The sequence below is a fragment of the Ralstonia sp. UBA689 genome, assembly GCF_002298975.1.
Classification (GTDB): Bacteria; Pseudomonadota; Gammaproteobacteria; order Burkholderiales; family Burkholderiaceae; genus Ralstonia.
The window spans coordinates 130,961-147,005 of sequence record NZ_DBMV01000001.1 but is presented as its reverse complement, the minus strand read 5'-3'; the positions used below and the strand labels follow the sequence as shown (position 1 = coordinate 147,005).

Genomic DNA, 16,045 nt, shown 5'->3' with positions numbered 1-16,045 from the left:
CAGCCTGTCGGCGGACGACGCCGGCACTGCGATTCCGACGAATCCGGTCGGACAATTCGCACCCCACATTGCGTGTATGATTCCGGGTTGTTTTGAGCCGGCGGCGCCCGCTGCCGGTGCATAGCGCAGATGTGCAGATCACTGCCCCTCCGCCGCATCCAGCACCCGGTTTCCCATTCCTATACGTTGGTCCCCACCATGACCGTCATCCGTCAAGAAGACCTCATCCAGAGCGTCGCCGACGCCCTGCAGTACATCAGCTACTACCACCCGATGGACTACATCACTGCTCTGGGCCGTGCCTATGAGCAGGAGCAGAGCCCGGCGGCCAAGGATGCCATCGCGCAGATCCTGACCAACAGCCGCATGTGCGCAGAGGGCAAGCGCCCGATCTGCCAGGACACCGGCATCGTCACCGTGTTCCTGAAGGTGGGCATGAACGTGCGCTGGGATGGCGCCACGATGAGCCTCGAAGACATGGTCAACGAAGGCGTACGCCGCGCGTACAACGACGTCGACAACAAGCTGCGCGCAAGCGTGCTGGCTGATCCGGCCGGCAAGCGCACCAACACGAAGGACAACACGCCGGCGGTGATCAACATGTCGATCGTGCCGGGCGACACGGTGGACGTGATCGTCGCAGCCAAGGGCGGCGGCTCGGAAGCCAAGTCGAAGTTCGTGATGCTCAATCCGTCGGACTCGATCGTCGACTGGGTGCTCAAGACCGTGCCGACCATGGGCGCCGGCTGGTGCCCGCCGGGCATGCTGGGCATCGGCATTGGCGGCACGGCTGAAAAGGCCATGCTGCTGGCCAAGGAAGCCCTGATGGAGCCGATCGACATTCAAGACCTGATCGCCCGCGGCCCGAGCAATCGCGCTGAAGAACTGCGCATCGAGCTGTACGAGAAGGTCAACGCGCTGGGCATTGGCGCGCAGGGCTTGGGCGGCCTGGCCACCGTGCTCGACGTGAAGATCCTGGACTACCCGACCCACGCGGCCAACCTGCCGGTCGCCATGATCCCGAACTGCGCGGCGACGCGGCACGCGCACTTCACGCTGGACGGCAGCGGCGTTGCGAAGCTGGAAGCGCCGGACCTGTCGCAATGGCCGAAGGTCGAGTGGGCACCGAACACGGAAACGTCCAAGCGCGTGGATCTGAACGCGCTTACGCCGGAAGAGGTCGCCTCCTGGAAGCCCGGCCAGACGCTGCTGCTCAACGGCAAGATGCTCACGGGCCGCGACGCCGCGCACAAGCGCATCGCCGACATGCTGGCCAAGGGCGAGAAGCTGCCCATCGACTTCACCAACCGCGTGATCTACTACGTCGGCCCGGTCGACCCGGTGCGCGATGAAGTTGTCGGCCCGGCAGGCCCGACCACGGCCACGCGCATGGACAAGTTCACCGAGACGATGCTCGCGCAGACGGGCCTGATTGCCATGGTGGGCAAAGCCGAGCGCGGCCCGGTCGCCATCGAATCCATCAAGAAGCACAAGTCGGCTTACCTGATGGCGGTGGGTGGTGCGGCGTATCTGGTGTCGAAGGCCATCCGCGGCTCGAAGGTGCTGGCATTCGAAGACCTGGGCATGGAAGCCATCTACGAATTCGACGTGAAGGACATGCCTGTCACCGTCGCCGTGGACAGTTCGGGCACGTCGGTGCACAAGACCGGCCCGGCGGAATGGCAGGCGAAGATCGGCAAGATTCCCGTCGCCGCTGCCTGATCAATTCCACGTCATTCAATCGTGACAACGCGCGCGCAGGCACCGGTCGGGGTCTTTGACTCCGGCCTCGGAGGTCTCTCCGTCCTGCGCGCGATTCGCGCCGAACTGCCGGCCGAATCGCTCCTCTACCTGGCGGATTCCCGCCATGCCCCGTACGGGGAGAAATCTCCCGAATTCATTGCCGGACGCACGCTGCGCGTGTGCGAGTGGCTGGTTGACCAAGGCTGCAAAGCGCTGGTGATCGCGTGCAACACCGCTACGGCGCAGGCCGTGCACGTGCTGCGCGACAAGCTGGCGGTGCCGGTGATTGGCGTGGAGCCGGGCTTGAAGCCGGCAGTCGCCTTGTCGAAAAGCCGTGTGGTCGGCGTGCTGGCCACGGAAAGCACGCTACGCAGTGAGAAATTCGCGCGCCTGCTCGCCAACGTCTCTGGTGATTGCCGCGTACTCTGCCAGCCCGGTTACGGCCTTGTCCCGCTGATCGAACGCTGCGACACGCATTCCCCCGCCGTGCTGGAATTGCTGCAGGCATATCTGCAGCCGATGCTCGATGCCGGCACCGATACGCTGGTGCTTGGCTGCACGCACTACCCATTCCTGGAAGACGCCATCCGCGAGATTGCCGGTGACCGGCTCACGCTCGTCGACACCGGCCATGCCGTGGCGCGCCACCTCGGCCGCACACTGGCGGCAGCACAATTGCAGGCGACCGGCCAAGCTGCTCCGCCGCGCTTCCTGAGCACCGGTGACGTACTTCCGCTGCAAGCCATGGTGGCCGCGTTGCTGGGCGAGGCGCCGATGGCACAGCGCGTCGATATTGGCGAGGCGTCGCTCCAGGCCCCGCTTGTTCCGCAGCCGATTTCTCAGCCCGAATAAAACGACGCCACCCGGGTGGGCGGCGTGTTCAGTTTCTTGCGTCAGCCGAGGTTTGGCTGCACTGCAGGCTGTGCCGCTTCCGCGTCGACTTCGTCTTCCGCCGGCTCGTACTTCGCCACCACGGCGGTGGCCAGGCTGTTGCCGATCACGTTGGTGGCCGTGCGGCCCATGTCGAAGAACTGGTCGATGCCGATGATCAGCAGCAGACCGGCTTCAGGCAGATGGAACATCGGCAGCGTAGCCGCCACCACCACCAGCGAGGCGCGCGCCACGCCGGCCATGCCCTTGCTCGTCAGCATCAGCACCAACAGCAGCGTCAGCTGCTGTGTGAAGCTCATCTCAATGTTGTAGGCCTGCGCGATAAACAGCACCGCGAACGCCTGGTACATCATCGAGCCGTCGAGGTTGAACGAATAGCCCAGCGGCAGCACGAAGCTCGAAATGCGTTTGGGCACACCAAAGCGGTCCAGCGCCTCGATCGTCTTCGGGTAAGCGGATTCACTGCTCGCCGTGGCAAACGCCAGCAGCGTCGGCTCGCGAATCAGCCCCAACAGACGGCCCAGCGAGCGGCCCAGCAGCACGTAGCCCACCAGGAACAGGATCGCCCACAGCAGGGCCAGCCCCAGGTAGAACTCCCCGATCAGCTTGCCGTAGGTCCACAGCACGCCCACGCCTTCCACCGTGATGGCGGCGGCCATGGCGGCAAATACGCCCAGCGGCGCAAAGCGCATCACATAGTCGGTAATGCGGAACATCAGCTTGGTCAGCTCTTCCAGGCCGCGGCCGATCACGCTGTCCATGGGGTTCTTCATGGTCGACAGGGCAGCGCCGAAGAACAGCGAGAACACCAAGATCTGAAGGATCTCGTTGGTGGCCATGGCCTCCACGATGCTGCGCGGGAACACGTGCGTGATGAAGGCCTTGAGCGTGAAGTCGCCGGTCTTCAGACCCGACGTGGCCGAGACATCCGGCAGCGCGAGGTTCATGTGCACACCCGGCTGGAAGAAGTTGACCAGCAGCATGCCCAGCGCCAGCGACGTGGCCGATGCACACACAAACCAGATCATCGCGCGCAGGCCCACGCGGCCGACCGAGCGGCCACCGCTCATGCTCGCCAAGCCCGTCACCAGGGTCGAGAACACCAGCGGCGCGATGATCATCTTGATCATGCGCAGGAAGATGTCGGTGATGATGCTGAAGTACGAAGCGATGTCCTTGGCCGCGGCAGCGTCCTTGGCGTATTCGTGGCAGCCCCAGCCGACGGCAATGCCCAGCAGCATCGCCAGTCCGATGTGGGAGGTCAGACGTTTGGTGTTCAAGACTTTCTCCAAGGAATACCGTGGCCGGAGGGACGGCGCGCGGAGACGCGGATCTCATACGGGCCAAGGGCTGGCCCAAATTCGTCACGCTTTGTAAAAAGCGACGATATTAGAGAAGCGCGCAAGCATCGTTATGTCGATGATGCATAGCACCATGCAATCTCCGCATACATTTGCGCGAACTGGCTGGCGGCCCGTTGCGGTACCGCATCGGCATTGGAATTGTGCAGAATCGGCGGGATTATTGAGGCAAGCGCAATGCCGTCGGGGCATACAAACAAGCGCTCCTTAAGCCACATTCAATGCGGCGCATGTTCCACTCGCGCCACTGCTACCATCGCGGGCTGACCTCACCCACCGGAGCTCCCACGATGAAGATGGCCCCCTTCGCCTTCGGCACGACAGACTGGTCTGCCGTCGAGCCCACCGAACATACCGGCGAGACCGGCATGGCCTATTGGCGCACACGCTACTTCGGCGACGAGCCGAACCGCATCCGCGTGCGCATGGTCGAGTACACCCCCGGCTACCTGGCCGACCACTGGTGCAAGAAGGGGCACATCCTGTTCTGCCTGGAGGGCGAGTTGGAAACCACGCTCGAAGATGGCCGCAAGTTCACACTGACGCCCTGCACGAGCTATCAGGTCGGCGACGACGCCGAGGCGCACCAGTCCTATACCAGGACCGGCGCCAAGCTGTTCATCGTCGACTGATCAGCGCGAGGTAAAGCCGATCGACCGCCGCTCGCGCAGCTCCGGCTTGATGGAATGCTCCTGCCGCAGTTGCGCGAGAAACGCCTCGGGGTCGAGCGCCTCGCCCAGTAGCACCGACTGCTGCTTGACCACCGCAAAGTCGCCCGGCGTGAGCATGTCCAGCGAGGCCAGAATCTCGCGCCACACCGGCTTGAGCGCTCCGGCATCGCCGCCCAGTGCCTCGGCAATGAACATCTGCTCGCGCTGTGCACGCACCAGCGGCTTGAAGCGGATCTTGAACGCAAAACGCCGCAGCGCCGCCTCGTCGATCCGATCAAACAGGTTGGTCGTGCAGATGAAGATGCCGTCAAAGCGCTCCATGCCCTGCAGCATCTCGTTGACTTCCGACACCTCGTAGTTGCGCACCGCGCTCTGACGGCTCTGCATGAAGCTGTCGGCCTCATCCAGCAGCAACAGCGCGCGCTCCTCTTCCGCACGCGCGAACATGGCGGCAATCTGCTGCTCCGTCTCACCAACGTACTTGCTCATCAGGTCTGATGCGCGACGGATCATCAACGGCACGTCGAGCTGGCTGGCAATGTGCTCGGCCAGCACGGTCTTGCCGGTGCCCGGCGGCCCATAGAAGCACAGCGTGCCGCGACGTCGCGCGCGCAGCGCATCGATGATGCGGTCCACCGAGAAGCGCGTCTCCAGGTTCAGGTAATCGAGCCGGTATTCGGTCACAACCCGATGCGCCTGCACTTCCGGCCGCAACCCCATGGCCTGGTCGGCGTGGTCGAGCTGACGCACGATCAGGGACTCGGCGGATTCCTCCATCGCCGGCTGCGTCAGGCGCGCAAAGCGCGCGGCGGAATCAATCTGCGCGGGCGTGAGCGTCTTGCGCGCGGCCAGCTTGGCCATGAACGCATCCGACACGTCCAACCCTTCCAGGTGTTTGCGGATGATGCTTTCACGCACTGTCGGCGGCGGCACCTTCAACTCCAGGTGGAACTGGAAGCGCCGCAGGTACGCCGGATCGATCTGCCGGATCGAGTTTGATACCCAGATCACCGGCACCGGATTCTGCTCCAGCGTCTGGTTGACCCACGCCTTGCCGTTGACCGAGCCGCGCGGTTCTTCATGGCCGAACAGGCTCATCAGTTCGCGCGTCGGGCCGGGGAAGACGTCTTCCACCTCGTCGAACAGCAGCACGGCGCCAGACCGGCCGCGCAGGAAAGCCTGCGATACCTGCAGGGAGCGATAGCGGTCCTTGCCGGAGAGGCTGTTGCCGTCCTTGTCGAGGCAATCCACCTCGTACAGCTCGCAGCCGGCATCGCGCGCCAGCACGCGCGCAAGCTCCGTCTTGCCGGTGCCTGGTGCACCGTAGAGCAGGACGTTGACTCCCACGGCGCGCTGCTGCGAGGCATTCTCCAGCAGCGCGGTCAGATAACGTGCATCCGTCTCGACGTGCGGGTAGTCGGATTGCGAGAGCGTGGTGGGCGGCGCGGGGCGCGTAAAGACCGCCATCATCTCCGCCTCGTTGGCGTAATCGCCCAGCAGCACGTGCAGCAGGCGGTCGGAGATGCGCATCAGGTCGCCCAGGTCGGTGATGCTGTTCTCGGGTAATGGCGGCTCGATCAGACCAAGCGTTTCCAGCCGCGAACCGGGTCGCAGCGAGGCCGCCACCTCGGCAGTGCTCGCGCCGGCCAAGCCGGCCAGCAACTGGAACGCCTCCTGGCTGTGCGCGACTTTGCAGTCGACCATCACCGCACGCAGATCACGCTTGTACTTCACCAGCGAAGCGAACAGCAGCAGCGCGCGTTCGTGCGGCGGCAGGCCCAGCACGCGCGCCAGCATGTCGATGTTGCCGACCAGCAGGACGCGTTCGCTGGCCAGCCGCTCACCCAGCGCATCGCACGAGGCGCCGAACACGGTGAACATGTCCTTGGCGTGATGCTTGACGTACTCGTCGAGGTAGTAGAACAACGAGCCCTCGTCGAAGGCGCTGCTCCACTGACCATGGCGATCCATGAAGGTGGGGAGGTCCAGCTTGCCGACGGCACGCCAGCCTGGCATGTCGGCACAGCGCGCAGCCAGGAAGCGCTGCAAGCGCTGGATGACCGTCACGGGCCAGATCAGCTCCGGCGCGCAGACGGTGAGGATGTCGTTGATATTGGTGCGCAGGTTGAAGCGCAGGCCCATCGCGCACACGGTGCGCAGCGCAAATTGCGCGCACATGGAGTCCAGCGACGACAGCAGCGCCTGAGGCTGGCTACCGCCGGTGGGGACGAACGTGCCATCGTCGGCGTCGTCCAGGCTGAGGTTGGCTTCATCCATGGCGCCCCCTGTTTCCCCGTTTCACGGTTGGCCGGCCCGCCACCGTGTTTGAATGCATTTCATCCTAGCGCGTTTGCGCCAGCAGCGTAGCCCGGGGCGATCCCTGTCTTCGCAAAATGCCGGCCCCACCCGTTGACGCTGGGTGCCGCTGGAGCAAGACGCCCCGGCAAGCAGTTTTTCGCCATCAGTCATCTGGATATGCATCGCACCCCACGAAAAACAGCGCAAAAACGAGGGCATTCTCGCAAATAGGAATCATTATCGTTTATACTTCGTCATCGACGCGATAGGCTGAACCACGACCGCGTCCAGCTGTCGCAACATTGTTGCATGTTGTGGACCTACAATACCTGCCATGCTGGCGGCATCCCCGCCGGCACCAACGCTAGGCGCCATGGAACTGCTCCTGAGTCTGCTCATCAGCATCGGGGTTTCACTGATCGTCTTCGGCAAGCGCTGAAGCCGTAGGTCACTGCCATCACGTCGCCCTACTGCCCTTTATTCCGCTTTCGATTCCCGGTCGTTGATGATTCACCCTCGTACCCTGAAAGTCCTCCTCGTGGTGGTGTTGCTGCATGTCGGCATGCTGATGCTGATTCAGCTTGGCCTGATTCCATCGCCGCTGAGCAGGGATGCACCCGAAGAAGTGATGGTCAACATCATTCCGGCGACGCCGCCGCAGCCGGTGCGCGCACCGGAGCCTCCCAAGCAGCAGCCGGTCAAGCAGGAGGCGCCCAAGCAGGTCAGCATCGCCAAGCCCGTGCCGCAGCCCAAGCCGATGCCAATGCCGACACCCAACCTGCCACCATCGGACAATGCGCCCGTGGTGCCCGCCGCCCCACCCGCGCCGCCGGCCCCACCCGCTGAACCCACGCCCGCACCGGCCCCGGTACAGAGCGGCCCGATCAGCGTCGGCGTGAATGACATCCAATGCGAACAGCCGACGCCGGTTTATCCCGCCATGTCGCAAAAGATGGGCGAGGAAGGCCGTGCAGTGGTCCGGGTTTCCATCGATGCCGAGGGCACGGTGACCAACGTGATGGTCAAGTCGACCTCTGGCTCCCCCCGACTCGATCGTGCCGCCGTTGCGGCGGCCCAAGCCTTCAAGTGCCGGCCCTACAGGCAAAACGGACGCGCGATGTCCGTCGTCGCCGACAAACCGTACGATTTCAAGCTCGATAACTAATTCGATCCGTCATCCGTCTCTCGCTCAATCAGGAAACCCATCATGCAGGAACTCGGTCTTTCCCACCTCTGGACACAAGGCGACATCGTCACGCGCGGCACGGCGATTCTGCTCTTGATCATGTCGCTCGCCTCCTGGATCGTCATCCTCACCAAGGCCTGGGACATCGTGCGCCTGAAGGCAATGGCGCAAGGCGCCGAAAAGCGCTTCTGGCACTCGGACGACTTCGACCACGCCATGCAGACGCTCGGCTCGTCCAAGGACAACCCGTTCTACGCGCTCGCTCAGACCGGCCGAGAAGCCGCACAGCACCATCGCGCCAGCCAGCCGCAACTGCACGACGTGATGGATATCTCGGATTGGCTGACCCGTTCGCTCAAGAGCGCCATCGATGAATCCGTCGGTCAGATGCAATCGGGGCTGGCCGTGTTGGCATCGGTGGGTTCGACCGCGCCGTTCGTCGGCCTGTTCGGCACGGTATGGGGTATCTATCACGCTCTGCTGGGCATCGGCGCCGTGGGTGTACCGACCATCGACAAGGTGGCTGGCCCCGTAGGTGAATCGCTCATCATGACGGCCTTCGGCCTGGCCGTGGCCATTCCGGCTGTGCTCGGCTACAACGCGCTCACGCGCGGCAACAAGGCCGTCATCGCCAAGCTCAACCGCTTCGCGCACGACCTGCACGCCTACTTCGTGACTGGCGCCCGCCTGCGCCCGAGTGCTTCGCGCGACGATGCCTCAGTGCGCCTGGCCTCGGTCAAGCCGCAATAACCGGTGTAGGGAGCCCCCATGGCCTTCGGTTCTTTCGACAACGATGACGATGTGATGAGCGAGATCAACATGACGCCGCTGGTCGACGTCATGCTGGTGCTGCTGATCATCTTCATCATCACCATTCCCGTGATCAACCACGCGGTGAAGATCGACCTGCCGCGTGCATCCAACAAACCCGACGATGCCAAGCCCCAAAGCGTGAACGTCGAGATCGACGCGCAGGGCCAGGTGTTCTGGAACAACCAGCCCGTCGATGAGGCCACGTTGCAAGCCGACATCGTGCAGGCCGCGCAGCAGCAACCGCAGCCGGAGATGCATCTGCGTGCCGATCGCAACGTGCGCTACGAGCGCGTGGCGCAGGTGATGGCCGCCATCCAGCGCGGCGGTCTCTCGCGCATCGGTTTCGTGACGGAGCCGCAGCACAACTGAAGCAGACCGACGCAGCACTCCGCCCTGCTCACGCGCCCCCCGTCCCTGCTCGGGGGTTCGTCATTTTTGGCGATGGCTTGCACCGCTACGAAGCTCTACCGCGCCCAACGGGCCGACGAGCGCAAGCGCCTGCTGCGTGAAGCGCCAAGCCATATCCGAACCTCCGACATAACCGGACCGCACGTCCGGCTTCTTCCTGGCAAGCAGCGATCAGCGCATCGTCAGATGTTTCTTGAAATGATAACGATTCTCATTTAATCTAGTGGGCATTCGCTGGAATCCCTTGCCAGCCAACGCGCATCAAGCCCGCCAGGAGCCTCGCCATGAATGCCGCAGAACAGCAAGACGCCGCACGCACCATCACCCGCCGTCGCCACGTCATCGTGGCCCGCAAACGCCCGGCAGGCATCGACGCCACGCCTGAAGTCTCTCCGGCCCAGCCTGTCGCCACCGCCATCGGCGATACCCGCCTGACGACCTCTGAACAGTTGTTTGCGGGCCGCAGCGCCGTGGCCATCCACCACAACGGCGCGATCTACACACTGCGCGTGACGCGCTTCGGCAAGCTGATCCTGACCAAGTAACACGCAACACGTATCGATTTTTGTGGGGACGTCTCTCTCAGGAGACATTCGGCTGTAGCCAGCCATCGTCATTTCGCGTTGGCAGACACCCAGACCCGTCTGCCGGACGACCGCCAGCCAAGCCATTCTTTTACAACCGTGCGCCCAAAGAAAAAGGGCGCGACCTGCGCCGCGCCTTTCCCTTCGATACGATTGCCGCGATCTGCGCGTCAGCAGATCACGTGCACGGCGGCAATGCCCGCCTTGGCGATCTGCACGTCTTCAGACGACTTCACGCCCGACACGCCCACCGCCCCGGCACACACGTTTTCCACCAGAATGGGCACGCCGCCCTCAAGCATGCCCTGCAATTGCGGCGCCGACAGGAACGAGGTTCGGCCGTTGTTGATGATGTCTTCGTAGACCTTCGATTCACGACGGCCCAGCGCAGCGGTGCGTGCCTTCTCCGGCGCGATGTACGCCGAGATGGTCGCGCAGCCGTCCATGCGGCGCAGGCCCATCAGGTGGCCGCCGTCGTCCACCACGGCGATCGTCACGGCCCACTGATGTGCGCGTGCTTCCTTCTCGGCCGCATCCAGGATCTTGGTGACATCGTCCTGGCACAGGCAGGGCTTGGTTTTCATGACGTTCTCCTTGGTGGTTGTGATGCAAATGTGCAAAGGCTTCATACGGTCTGCATAGGGCGGAAGTATGCCATCGGCGTACCTTGTTGCCACCGCGCGATCCCAACCCTGCAGTGCAGATGAGCCGATACATTCCTGCGCCCTCATCTTCAGTATCGTCGCGCATGCGACGCTTGCCAGTCCTGCTGCCGATGACGTTAGCACGCACTGCGTATGCGGAAGATGCGCAAAGAAAAAGCCCGGGTATCGCCCGAGCTTGATGTTGCGATGCGGCAGCGGGTTAGGCGCCGCGGCATCGCGACAGAAAAGAAGGCTCCCGAAGGAGCCTCATCCATGTGGCGCGCCGATTAGCGCCAGCGACGCCAGTGATAGCCATCGTAATAGCGGTAGCGCGGGCCCCAGCGATACCAGCCCGGACCGACCACGACGGGCGGCGGACCATAGTACACAGGTGCCGGAGCGTAATACACCGGAGGCGGCGGAGGCGCGTAGTACACGGGCGGGGGCGGCGGATAGTAGATCGGAGCTGGCGCCACATATACCGGCGCCACCGGCACGCCAATCCCGATGCCGACGCTCACGTGCGCAGACGCCATCTGTGGCACGGCCAGCACTGTCAGCGCTGCCGCGCCTGCAATCAACAGTCCCTTGCGTCGAATCATCTTCATCACCTGCTGCATAGAGAGCGCCGTGCAAGAACCGCAGCCAACGCCAATTACGGTATCTGTATTGTATTCAGGGCCACAGACACAGGTGATACGGCGCTGGCGATTTGGTAACAGAACGTAACCCCCAATGCCACCTCAAATTGCTGCCAATCAGTATGGACGTCGACGCCTGAATGCAGGGGCAACTCAATGTGCGGTGTCGTCCTTGTCGGCAACGCCACTCGCTTCGGAAACGGCCTCCTCCGCGGCTTCCGCGGCGGCCACCTCCAAGCCTACCGATGCCTTCAGAAACCTCACGGCAACCTCGGTGCCCGGAGGGGCGGCGTCGACAAAATTCTCGGCAGCGAACCCCCATTGCCGGCGCACCTCGTCGCCATGATGCTGCAATGCGCGTGCGATGCTGTTCTGCGTCTGCACGCCGATTTCGACAAGATTGCGCGTATAACCGGAGACACGATCTCCCGCAGGTTGCAGATACCGCACCTGTGCACCAAACCATTGTCCCGGGTCTTGTGCCGCCACGGCCTCGTGCAGGCACTGCTCCGTCTCTCCGAAACCGGCCTTGAATGCCTGGAGATTGAGCCCGATCAGGCGATTGACGCCGTCGACGGCTTCTTCGGTGACGGCCAGCCACGCCTCAAGCTGCGATCGTTGCAGGATGCCGAGTTGCTCCAGAGTCATCATGTCGGTTTCTCCATCGTGGGGTGCGGTGAACGCATCCGGCAGGGGCCGGGCGCTTCAGTGTAGCCCCCAGTCGCACCGATTTCTTTGACATCCCCCATTTGTCGTACAGGTCTTCGACGTAGTTTTACGTGGACATCGAATCCACGTACGCACGTCACGAAAGCCTATCGCGGTGCGATGCCGTCTTGGGAACTTTGGCTCAGAAATCCGTGCTGAAGGTGTGGGAATCGACTGACAGGGTTTTCAGGCATCGGTGCCTGCGCATCGCGGTGCACGCGACCTTTAATACAGGTACAGGAACGACAATAGGAGTGTTCTATGCGTGCCTTCGTATCTCTGCTTCTGGCGGCCGCGTTGGCATCCGTCAGCGGATGCGCCGGCATGACTGCCAAGCAGCGCAACACAGCGATCGGCGCGGCCGCCGGTGGTGTAGCCGGGGCGGCTATCTGGGGCGGCCCGGGCGCGACGCTGGGTGGTGCTGCACTAGGCGGTGTGGCCGGCAACGTGCTGACCCCTGGCCGGTAACATCCTGACCAGATAAACCGCCACTGCCTTGTTATTGTGTGTGCTGCAAGGCCAGGGCCAGGCAAAGTTGCCTGGCCTTTTTGTTGTCTGAGTCCCGCCCGCGCCATCGCACGTTCCCCTCATACGCTAATGCCGATGCCGGCGCATAATCAGCGTTTTGCCACGGAGGCATGACGGAGGCGATGTGCGATACGAGCAACCAGGATCTGGCGTGAGCAGCACACCGATCCTGAGCGTCGAAGGCCTGCGCAAGCACTACGGCGACCAGACCGTCGTCGATAACCTGAGCTTCAGCGTCCGGCGCGGCCAGTGCTTCGGTCTGCTCGGCCCCAACGGCGCCGGCAAGACCACCACGCTGCGCATGCTGCTCGGCATGACGATGCCCGACGCGGGCAGGCTGCAATTGTGCGGCGAGGCTGTCCCCGCATTCGCGCACCGCGCGCGCATGCGCGTGGGCGTGGTGCCGCAGTTCGACAACCTCGATCCGGATTTTTCCGTTTCGGAAAACCTGCGCATCTTCGGCCGCTACTTCGGCTTGTCTGCCGATGCCATCCGCGAGCGCATCCCTGCCCTGCTGGAATTCGCGCGGCTCGAGCAAAAGGCCGATGCGCCGGTGCGCGCCCTCTCGGGCGGCATGAAGCGCCGGCTGACGGTGGCACGCGCGCTCGTCAACGACCCCGACATCCTCATCATGGACGAGCCCACCACGGGGCTCGACCCGCAAGCGCGCCACCTGATCTGGGAGCGCCTGCGCTCGCTGCTTGCGAGCGGCAAAACCATCCTGCTAACCACGCACTTCATGGAAGAAGCCGAGCGCCTCTGCGACGAACTCTGCGTGATCGACAACGGCCGCAAGATCGCGCAAGGCAAACCGCACGAGCTCATCGCCCGCGAAATCGGCTGCGACGTGGTGGAGGTTTACGGCGATGACCTGGGCGCGCTGCGCACGTTGCTCACTCCGTTGGCCGAACGCGTGGAGGCCAGCGGCGAAACCCTCTTCTGCTACGCGCGCGACCCGCAGCCGCTGGTAGCCGCCCTGCGCGCCCAGACTGAGACGCACACCATGCCGGGCCTGCGCTACCTGCATCGCCCGGCAAACCTCGAAGACGTATTCCTGCGCCTGACCGGGCGCGAGATGCGCGACTAGAATCGGGATGCCATGACCACCGAAGCCACCCTCACCGCCCCGCAGCAGCAAGCCTATCCGCAGCCGCTGTTGCCGCTGAACTTCCGGAACTGGCAATACGTCTGGCTGCGCAACTTCATGGTGTGGCGCAAGCTGGCGATTCCCTCGCTGGCCGGCAACCTGGCCGATCCGATGATCTACCTGTTCGGCCTGGGGCTCGGCCTGGGCCTCCTGGTCGGGCACGTCGACGGCGTCTCGTACATCGCCTTCCTGGCGGCCGGCACAGTGGCTTCCAGCACGATGATGTCGGCGAGCTTCGAGGCGATGTACTCCGCGTTCTCGCGCATGCACGTGCAACGCACCTGGGAAGCGATTCTCTATGCGCCGCTCACGCTGGGCGATGTGGTGCTTGGCGAGTTGATCTGGGCGGCCAGCAAGTCCGTGCTGTCTGGCCTGGCGATCATGCTGGTGGCGGGCGCGCTCGGCTATGCGTCGATGCCGCAGGCGCTGCTCGCGTTGCCCGTCATCGTGCTGACGGGCTTCGCCTTTGCCTGCCTGGCGATGAACATGACAGCGCTCGCCCCCAACTACGACTTCTTCATGTTCTACCAGACCCTGGTCATCACGCCAATGATGCTGCTCTCCGGCGTGTTCTTCCCGTTGTCGCAACTGCCCGCCCCAATCCACGCGGTGACGAACGTGCTGCCGCTGCCGCACGCCGTCGAGCTGATCCGCCCACTGATGCTCGGCCGCACGCCCGAGAACATCCTGCTGCACCTGGGCGTGCTGTTGCTATACGCCATTGGCGCGCTGTGGCTATGCCTGTGGCTGTTGCGCCGACGCATGCTGAAGTAAGCTCCAAGCGCGCACCCAACAAAAAGCCCGTCACGAAGACGGGCTATTTGTTGGGTGTGAAGAACGACTTACTCGTTCACGGCAGAGCGCTGCAGATGCAGTTGCGTGCGCGGATCGTCGTTCTGCGCATTCTCGCGATCGGCTCGCGCGGCCGAGCTGTTGCGCGACGCCTCAAGACGATCGAGATACGCCTCGTCGATATCGCCCGTCACGTACTTGCCGTCAAAGCACGATGCGTCGAACTCCTTGAGCGCCGGGTTGACATCGCGCACAGCGCGCTTCATGTCTTCCACATCCTGGTACACGAGTTGATCGGCACCGATGATCTTGGCGATCTCTTCATGCGTGCGGCCATACGCGACCAGTTCGCCGCGCGTAGGCATATCGATGCCGTACACGTTCGGGTATTTCACCGGCGGCGCGGCCGAGGCGAAGATCACCTTCTTAGCGCCCGCATCGCGTGCCATCTGCACGATCTCCGACGAGGTCGTGCCGCGCACGATGGAGTCGTCGACAATCAGCACGTTCTTGCCCTTGAATTCGATCGCCATGGCATTGAGCTTCTGGCGCACCGACTTCTTGCGCACCGCCTGCCCGGGCATGATGAAGGTGCGGCCCACGTAGCGGTTCTTGAAGAAACCCTCGCGATATGGCACGCCCAAGCGGTTGGCAACCTGCATGGCGGCCGGGCGCGATGAATCCGGAATCGGCATCACCACGTCGATGGAGTCGGTCACTTCGCGCTTGATCTTCTCGGCCAGGTAGTCACCCATGCGCAGACGCGCGTCGTACACCGACACGCCGTCTATGCGCGAATCCGGGCGCGCCAGGTACACGTACTCGAAAATGCACGGTGTAAGCACCGGGTTCTCGGCGCATTGCTTGGTGTGCAGCTTGCCTTCCAGGTCGATAAAAATGGCCTCGCCGGGCGCCACGTCGCGCTCGAACTTGAAGCCGATGCCTTCCAGCGCCACCGATTCCGAGGCAACCATGTATTCGATGCCGCCGTCGGCCGTCTCCTGGCTACCCAGCGCCAGCGGGCGGATGCCGAACGGATCACGCACGGCCAGCACGCCATAGCCGGAGATCTCGGCGACGATGGCGTACGAGCCGCGCACGCGACGGTGCATACCGGCCACGGCCGTGAAGATGGAATCCCGGTCCAGCGGAATGTCATTGCTCGCGCGCTGCAGCTCGTCGGCCAGCACATTGAGCAGCACTTCGGAATCGGACTGCGTATTGATGTGGCGGCGATCGCGCCGGAACATTTCTTCGCGCAGTTGATCGGAATTCGTCAGGTTGCCGTTGTGTGCCAGCACGATGCCGAACGGCGCGTTGACGTAGAACGGCTGAGCCTCTTCTTCGCTGGAGGAACCGGCGGTCGGATAACGCACCTGGCCGATACCGCTCGTGCCCGGCAGGCCGCGCATGTTGCGCGTGCGGAACACATCGCGCACCATGCCGTTGGCCTTGTGCATGTAGAAAGTGCTGCCTGACGCGGTGGCAATGCCGGCCGCATCCTGCCCCCGGTGTTGCAGGAGCAGCAGGCTGTCATAGATCAGCTGATTGACGGGCGTGGACGAAACCACCCCAACGATACCGCACATGTCGATCTCCAGCGAGAACGTATTGGTCGCGCCCACACCCG

General features: G+C 63.5%; 16 protein-coding genes. 10 read left to right on the top strand and 6 right to left on the bottom strand.

All coding sequences use genetic code 11. The features are described 5' to 3' along the window. Positions 1-198 precede the first annotated feature (198 nt). Both B4F51_RS00725 and murI read left to right on the top strand, forming a co-directional pair. Positions 199-1,722 (top strand): fumarate hydratase, encoded by a 1,524-nt coding sequence (locus tag B4F51_RS00725; RefSeq protein ID WP_296223172.1) that lies wholly within the window; start codon positions 199-201, stop codon positions 1,720-1,722. Positions 1,723-1,743: 21 nt separating this feature from the next. Next, positions 1,744-2,595 (top strand): glutamate racemase, encoded by an 852-nt coding sequence (murI, locus tag B4F51_RS00720; RefSeq protein WP_296223171.1) that lies wholly within the window; start codon positions 1,744-1,746, stop codon positions 2,593-2,595. Between the two features lie 41 nt (positions 2,596-2,636). Here murI and B4F51_RS00715 read toward each other — a convergent pair whose 3' ends face one another. Continuing rightward, positions 2,637-3,914, bottom strand: coding sequence for a dicarboxylate/amino acid:cation symporter (locus tag B4F51_RS00715; protein WP_296223170.1), 1,278 nt, complete (start codon positions 3,912-3,914; stop codon positions 2,637-2,639). 371 nt (positions 3,915-4,285) lie between these two features. Between B4F51_RS00715 and B4F51_RS00710 the strand changes: the two genes are divergently transcribed. Then, positions 4,286-4,627: a DHCW motif cupin fold protein gene (locus B4F51_RS00710; RefSeq protein ID WP_296223169.1), complete on the top strand. Its 342-nt coding sequence runs from the start codon at positions 4,286-4,288 to the stop codon at positions 4,625-4,627. Here the strand turns inward: B4F51_RS00710 and B4F51_RS00705 are convergent, their stop codons facing one another. Then, positions 4,628-6,943, bottom strand: coding sequence for an AAA family ATPase (locus tag B4F51_RS00705; RefSeq protein ID WP_296223168.1), 2,316 nt, complete (start codon positions 6,941-6,943; stop codon positions 4,628-4,630). It lies immediately after the preceding gene. Between the two features lie 526 nt (positions 6,944-7,469). On the opposite strand from B4F51_RS00705, the gene B4F51_RS00700 reads away from it, so the two are divergent. From B4F51_RS00700 to hemP, 4 genes are all read left to right on the top strand, one after another. Next, a complete protein-coding gene (locus B4F51_RS00700) occupies positions 7,470-8,129 on the top strand; it encodes an energy transducer TonB (RefSeq protein WP_296223167.1) in 660 nt (219 codons plus the stop codon). 42 nt (positions 8,130-8,171) lie between these two features. Further along, entirely contained in the window at positions 8,172-8,900 is a 729-nt protein-coding gene (locus tag B4F51_RS00695) for a MotA/TolQ/ExbB proton channel family protein (RefSeq protein WP_296223166.1), read from the top strand. 18 nt (positions 8,901-8,918) lie between these two features. After that, entirely contained in the window at positions 8,919-9,332 is a 414-nt protein-coding gene (locus B4F51_RS00690; RefSeq protein ID WP_296223165.1) for an ExbD/TolR family protein, read from the top strand. Positions 9,333-9,655: 323 nt separating this feature from the next. Continuing rightward, positions 9,656-9,916, top strand: coding sequence for a hemin uptake protein HemP (gene hemP / locus B4F51_RS00685; RefSeq protein WP_296223164.1), 261 nt, complete (start codon positions 9,656-9,658; stop codon positions 9,914-9,916). Between the two features lie 209 nt (positions 9,917-10,125). On the opposite strand, the gene B4F51_RS00680 is transcribed toward hemP, so the two are convergent. From B4F51_RS00680 to B4F51_RS00670, 3 genes are all read right to left on the bottom strand, one after another. Further along, the gene (locus B4F51_RS00680) at positions 10,126-10,539 is read right to left on the bottom strand and encodes a GlcG/HbpS family heme-binding protein (RefSeq protein WP_296223163.1); all 414 of its coding nucleotides are present in this window, start codon (positions 10,537-10,539) and stop codon (positions 10,126-10,128) included. A 347-nt stretch (positions 10,540-10,886) separates the two neighbouring features. Continuing rightward, the gene (locus tag B4F51_RS00675) at positions 10,887-11,207 is read right to left on the bottom strand and encodes a hypothetical protein (RefSeq protein ID WP_296223162.1); all 321 of its coding nucleotides are present in this window, start codon (positions 11,205-11,207) and stop codon (positions 10,887-10,889) included. 186 nt (positions 11,208-11,393) lie between these two features. Then, on the bottom strand, positions 11,394-11,891 hold the full coding sequence (locus B4F51_RS00670) for a phasin family protein (protein WP_296223161.1): 498 nt from the start codon (positions 11,889-11,891) through the stop codon (positions 11,394-11,396). 318 nt (positions 11,892-12,209) lie between these two features. Here B4F51_RS00670 and B4F51_RS00665 point away from each other — a divergent pair, with 318 nt between their 5' ends. The 3 genes from B4F51_RS00665 (at position 12,210) to B4F51_RS00655 (ending at position 14,397) form a co-directional block, all read left to right on the top strand. Beyond that, positions 12,210-12,416 carry a glycine zipper 2TM domain-containing protein gene (locus tag B4F51_RS00665; protein WP_296223159.1) on the top strand — a complete coding sequence of 69 codons (207 nt, stop codon included), beginning with the start codon at positions 12,210-12,212 and terminating at the stop codon, positions 12,414-12,416. 184 nt (positions 12,417-12,600) lie between these two features. After that, on the top strand, positions 12,601-13,563 hold the full coding sequence (gene nodI, locus B4F51_RS00660; RefSeq protein ID WP_296223157.1) for a nodulation factor ABC transporter ATP-binding protein NodI: 963 nt from the start codon (positions 12,601-12,603) through the stop codon (positions 13,561-13,563). 12 nt (positions 13,564-13,575) lie between these two features. Further along, complete coding sequence (locus B4F51_RS00655; RefSeq protein ID WP_296223155.1) at positions 13,576-14,397, top strand: ABC transporter permease; 822 nt, start codon at positions 13,576-13,578, stop codon at positions 14,395-14,397. A 68-nt stretch (positions 14,398-14,465) separates the two neighbouring features. On the opposite strand, the gene purF is transcribed toward B4F51_RS00655, so the two are convergent. Continuing rightward, a complete protein-coding gene (gene purF, locus B4F51_RS00650; RefSeq protein ID WP_296223463.1) occupies positions 14,466-16,004 on the bottom strand; it encodes an amidophosphoribosyltransferase in 1,539 nt (512 codons plus the stop codon). Between the last annotated feature and the right edge of the window lie 41 nt (positions 16,005-16,045).

Bases quoted from the DNA above. Each gene is read 5' to 3' on its own strand.
- B4F51_RS00725 (WP_296223172.1), top strand. From the start codon at position 199: ATGACCGTCATCCGTCAAGAAGACCTCATCCAGAGCGTCGCCGACGCC.
- B4F51_RS00710 (WP_296223169.1), top strand. From the start codon at position 4,286: ATGAAGATGGCCCCCTTCGCCTTCGGCACGACAGACTGGTCTGCCGTC.
- B4F51_RS00705 (WP_296223168.1), bottom strand. From the start codon at position 6,943: ATGGATGAAGCCAACCTCAGCCTGGACGACGCCGACGATGGCACGTTC.
- B4F51_RS00700 (WP_296223167.1), top strand. From the start codon at position 7,470: ATGATTCACCCTCGTACCCTGAAAGTCCTCCTCGTGGTGGTGTTGCTG.
- B4F51_RS00695 (WP_296223166.1), top strand. From the start codon at position 8,172: ATGCAGGAACTCGGTCTTTCCCACCTCTGGACACAAGGCGACATCGTC.
- B4F51_RS00690 (WP_296223165.1), top strand. From the start codon at position 8,919: ATGGCCTTCGGTTCTTTCGACAACGATGACGATGTGATGAGCGAGATC.
- hemP (WP_296223164.1), top strand. From the start codon at position 9,656: ATGAATGCCGCAGAACAGCAAGACGCCGCACGCACCATCACCCGCCGT.
- B4F51_RS00680 (WP_296223163.1), bottom strand. From the start codon at position 10,539: ATGAAAACCAAGCCCTGCCTGTGCCAGGACGATGTCACCAAGATCCTG.
- B4F51_RS00675 (WP_296223162.1), bottom strand. From the start codon at position 11,207: ATGAAGATGATTCGACGCAAGGGACTGTTGATTGCAGGCGCGGCAGCG.
- B4F51_RS00670 (WP_296223161.1), bottom strand. From the start codon at position 11,891: ATGATGACTCTGGAGCAACTCGGCATCCTGCAACGATCGCAGCTTGAG.
- B4F51_RS00665 (WP_296223159.1), top strand. From the start codon at position 12,210: ATGCGTGCCTTCGTATCTCTGCTTCTGGCGGCCGCGTTGGCATCCGTC.
- B4F51_RS00655 (WP_296223155.1), top strand. From the start codon at position 13,576: ATGACCACCGAAGCCACCCTCACCGCCCCGCAGCAGCAAGCCTATCCG.
- purF (WP_296223463.1), bottom strand. From the start codon at position 16,004: ATGTGCGGTATCGTTGGGGTGGTTTCGTCCACGCCCGTCAATCAGCTG.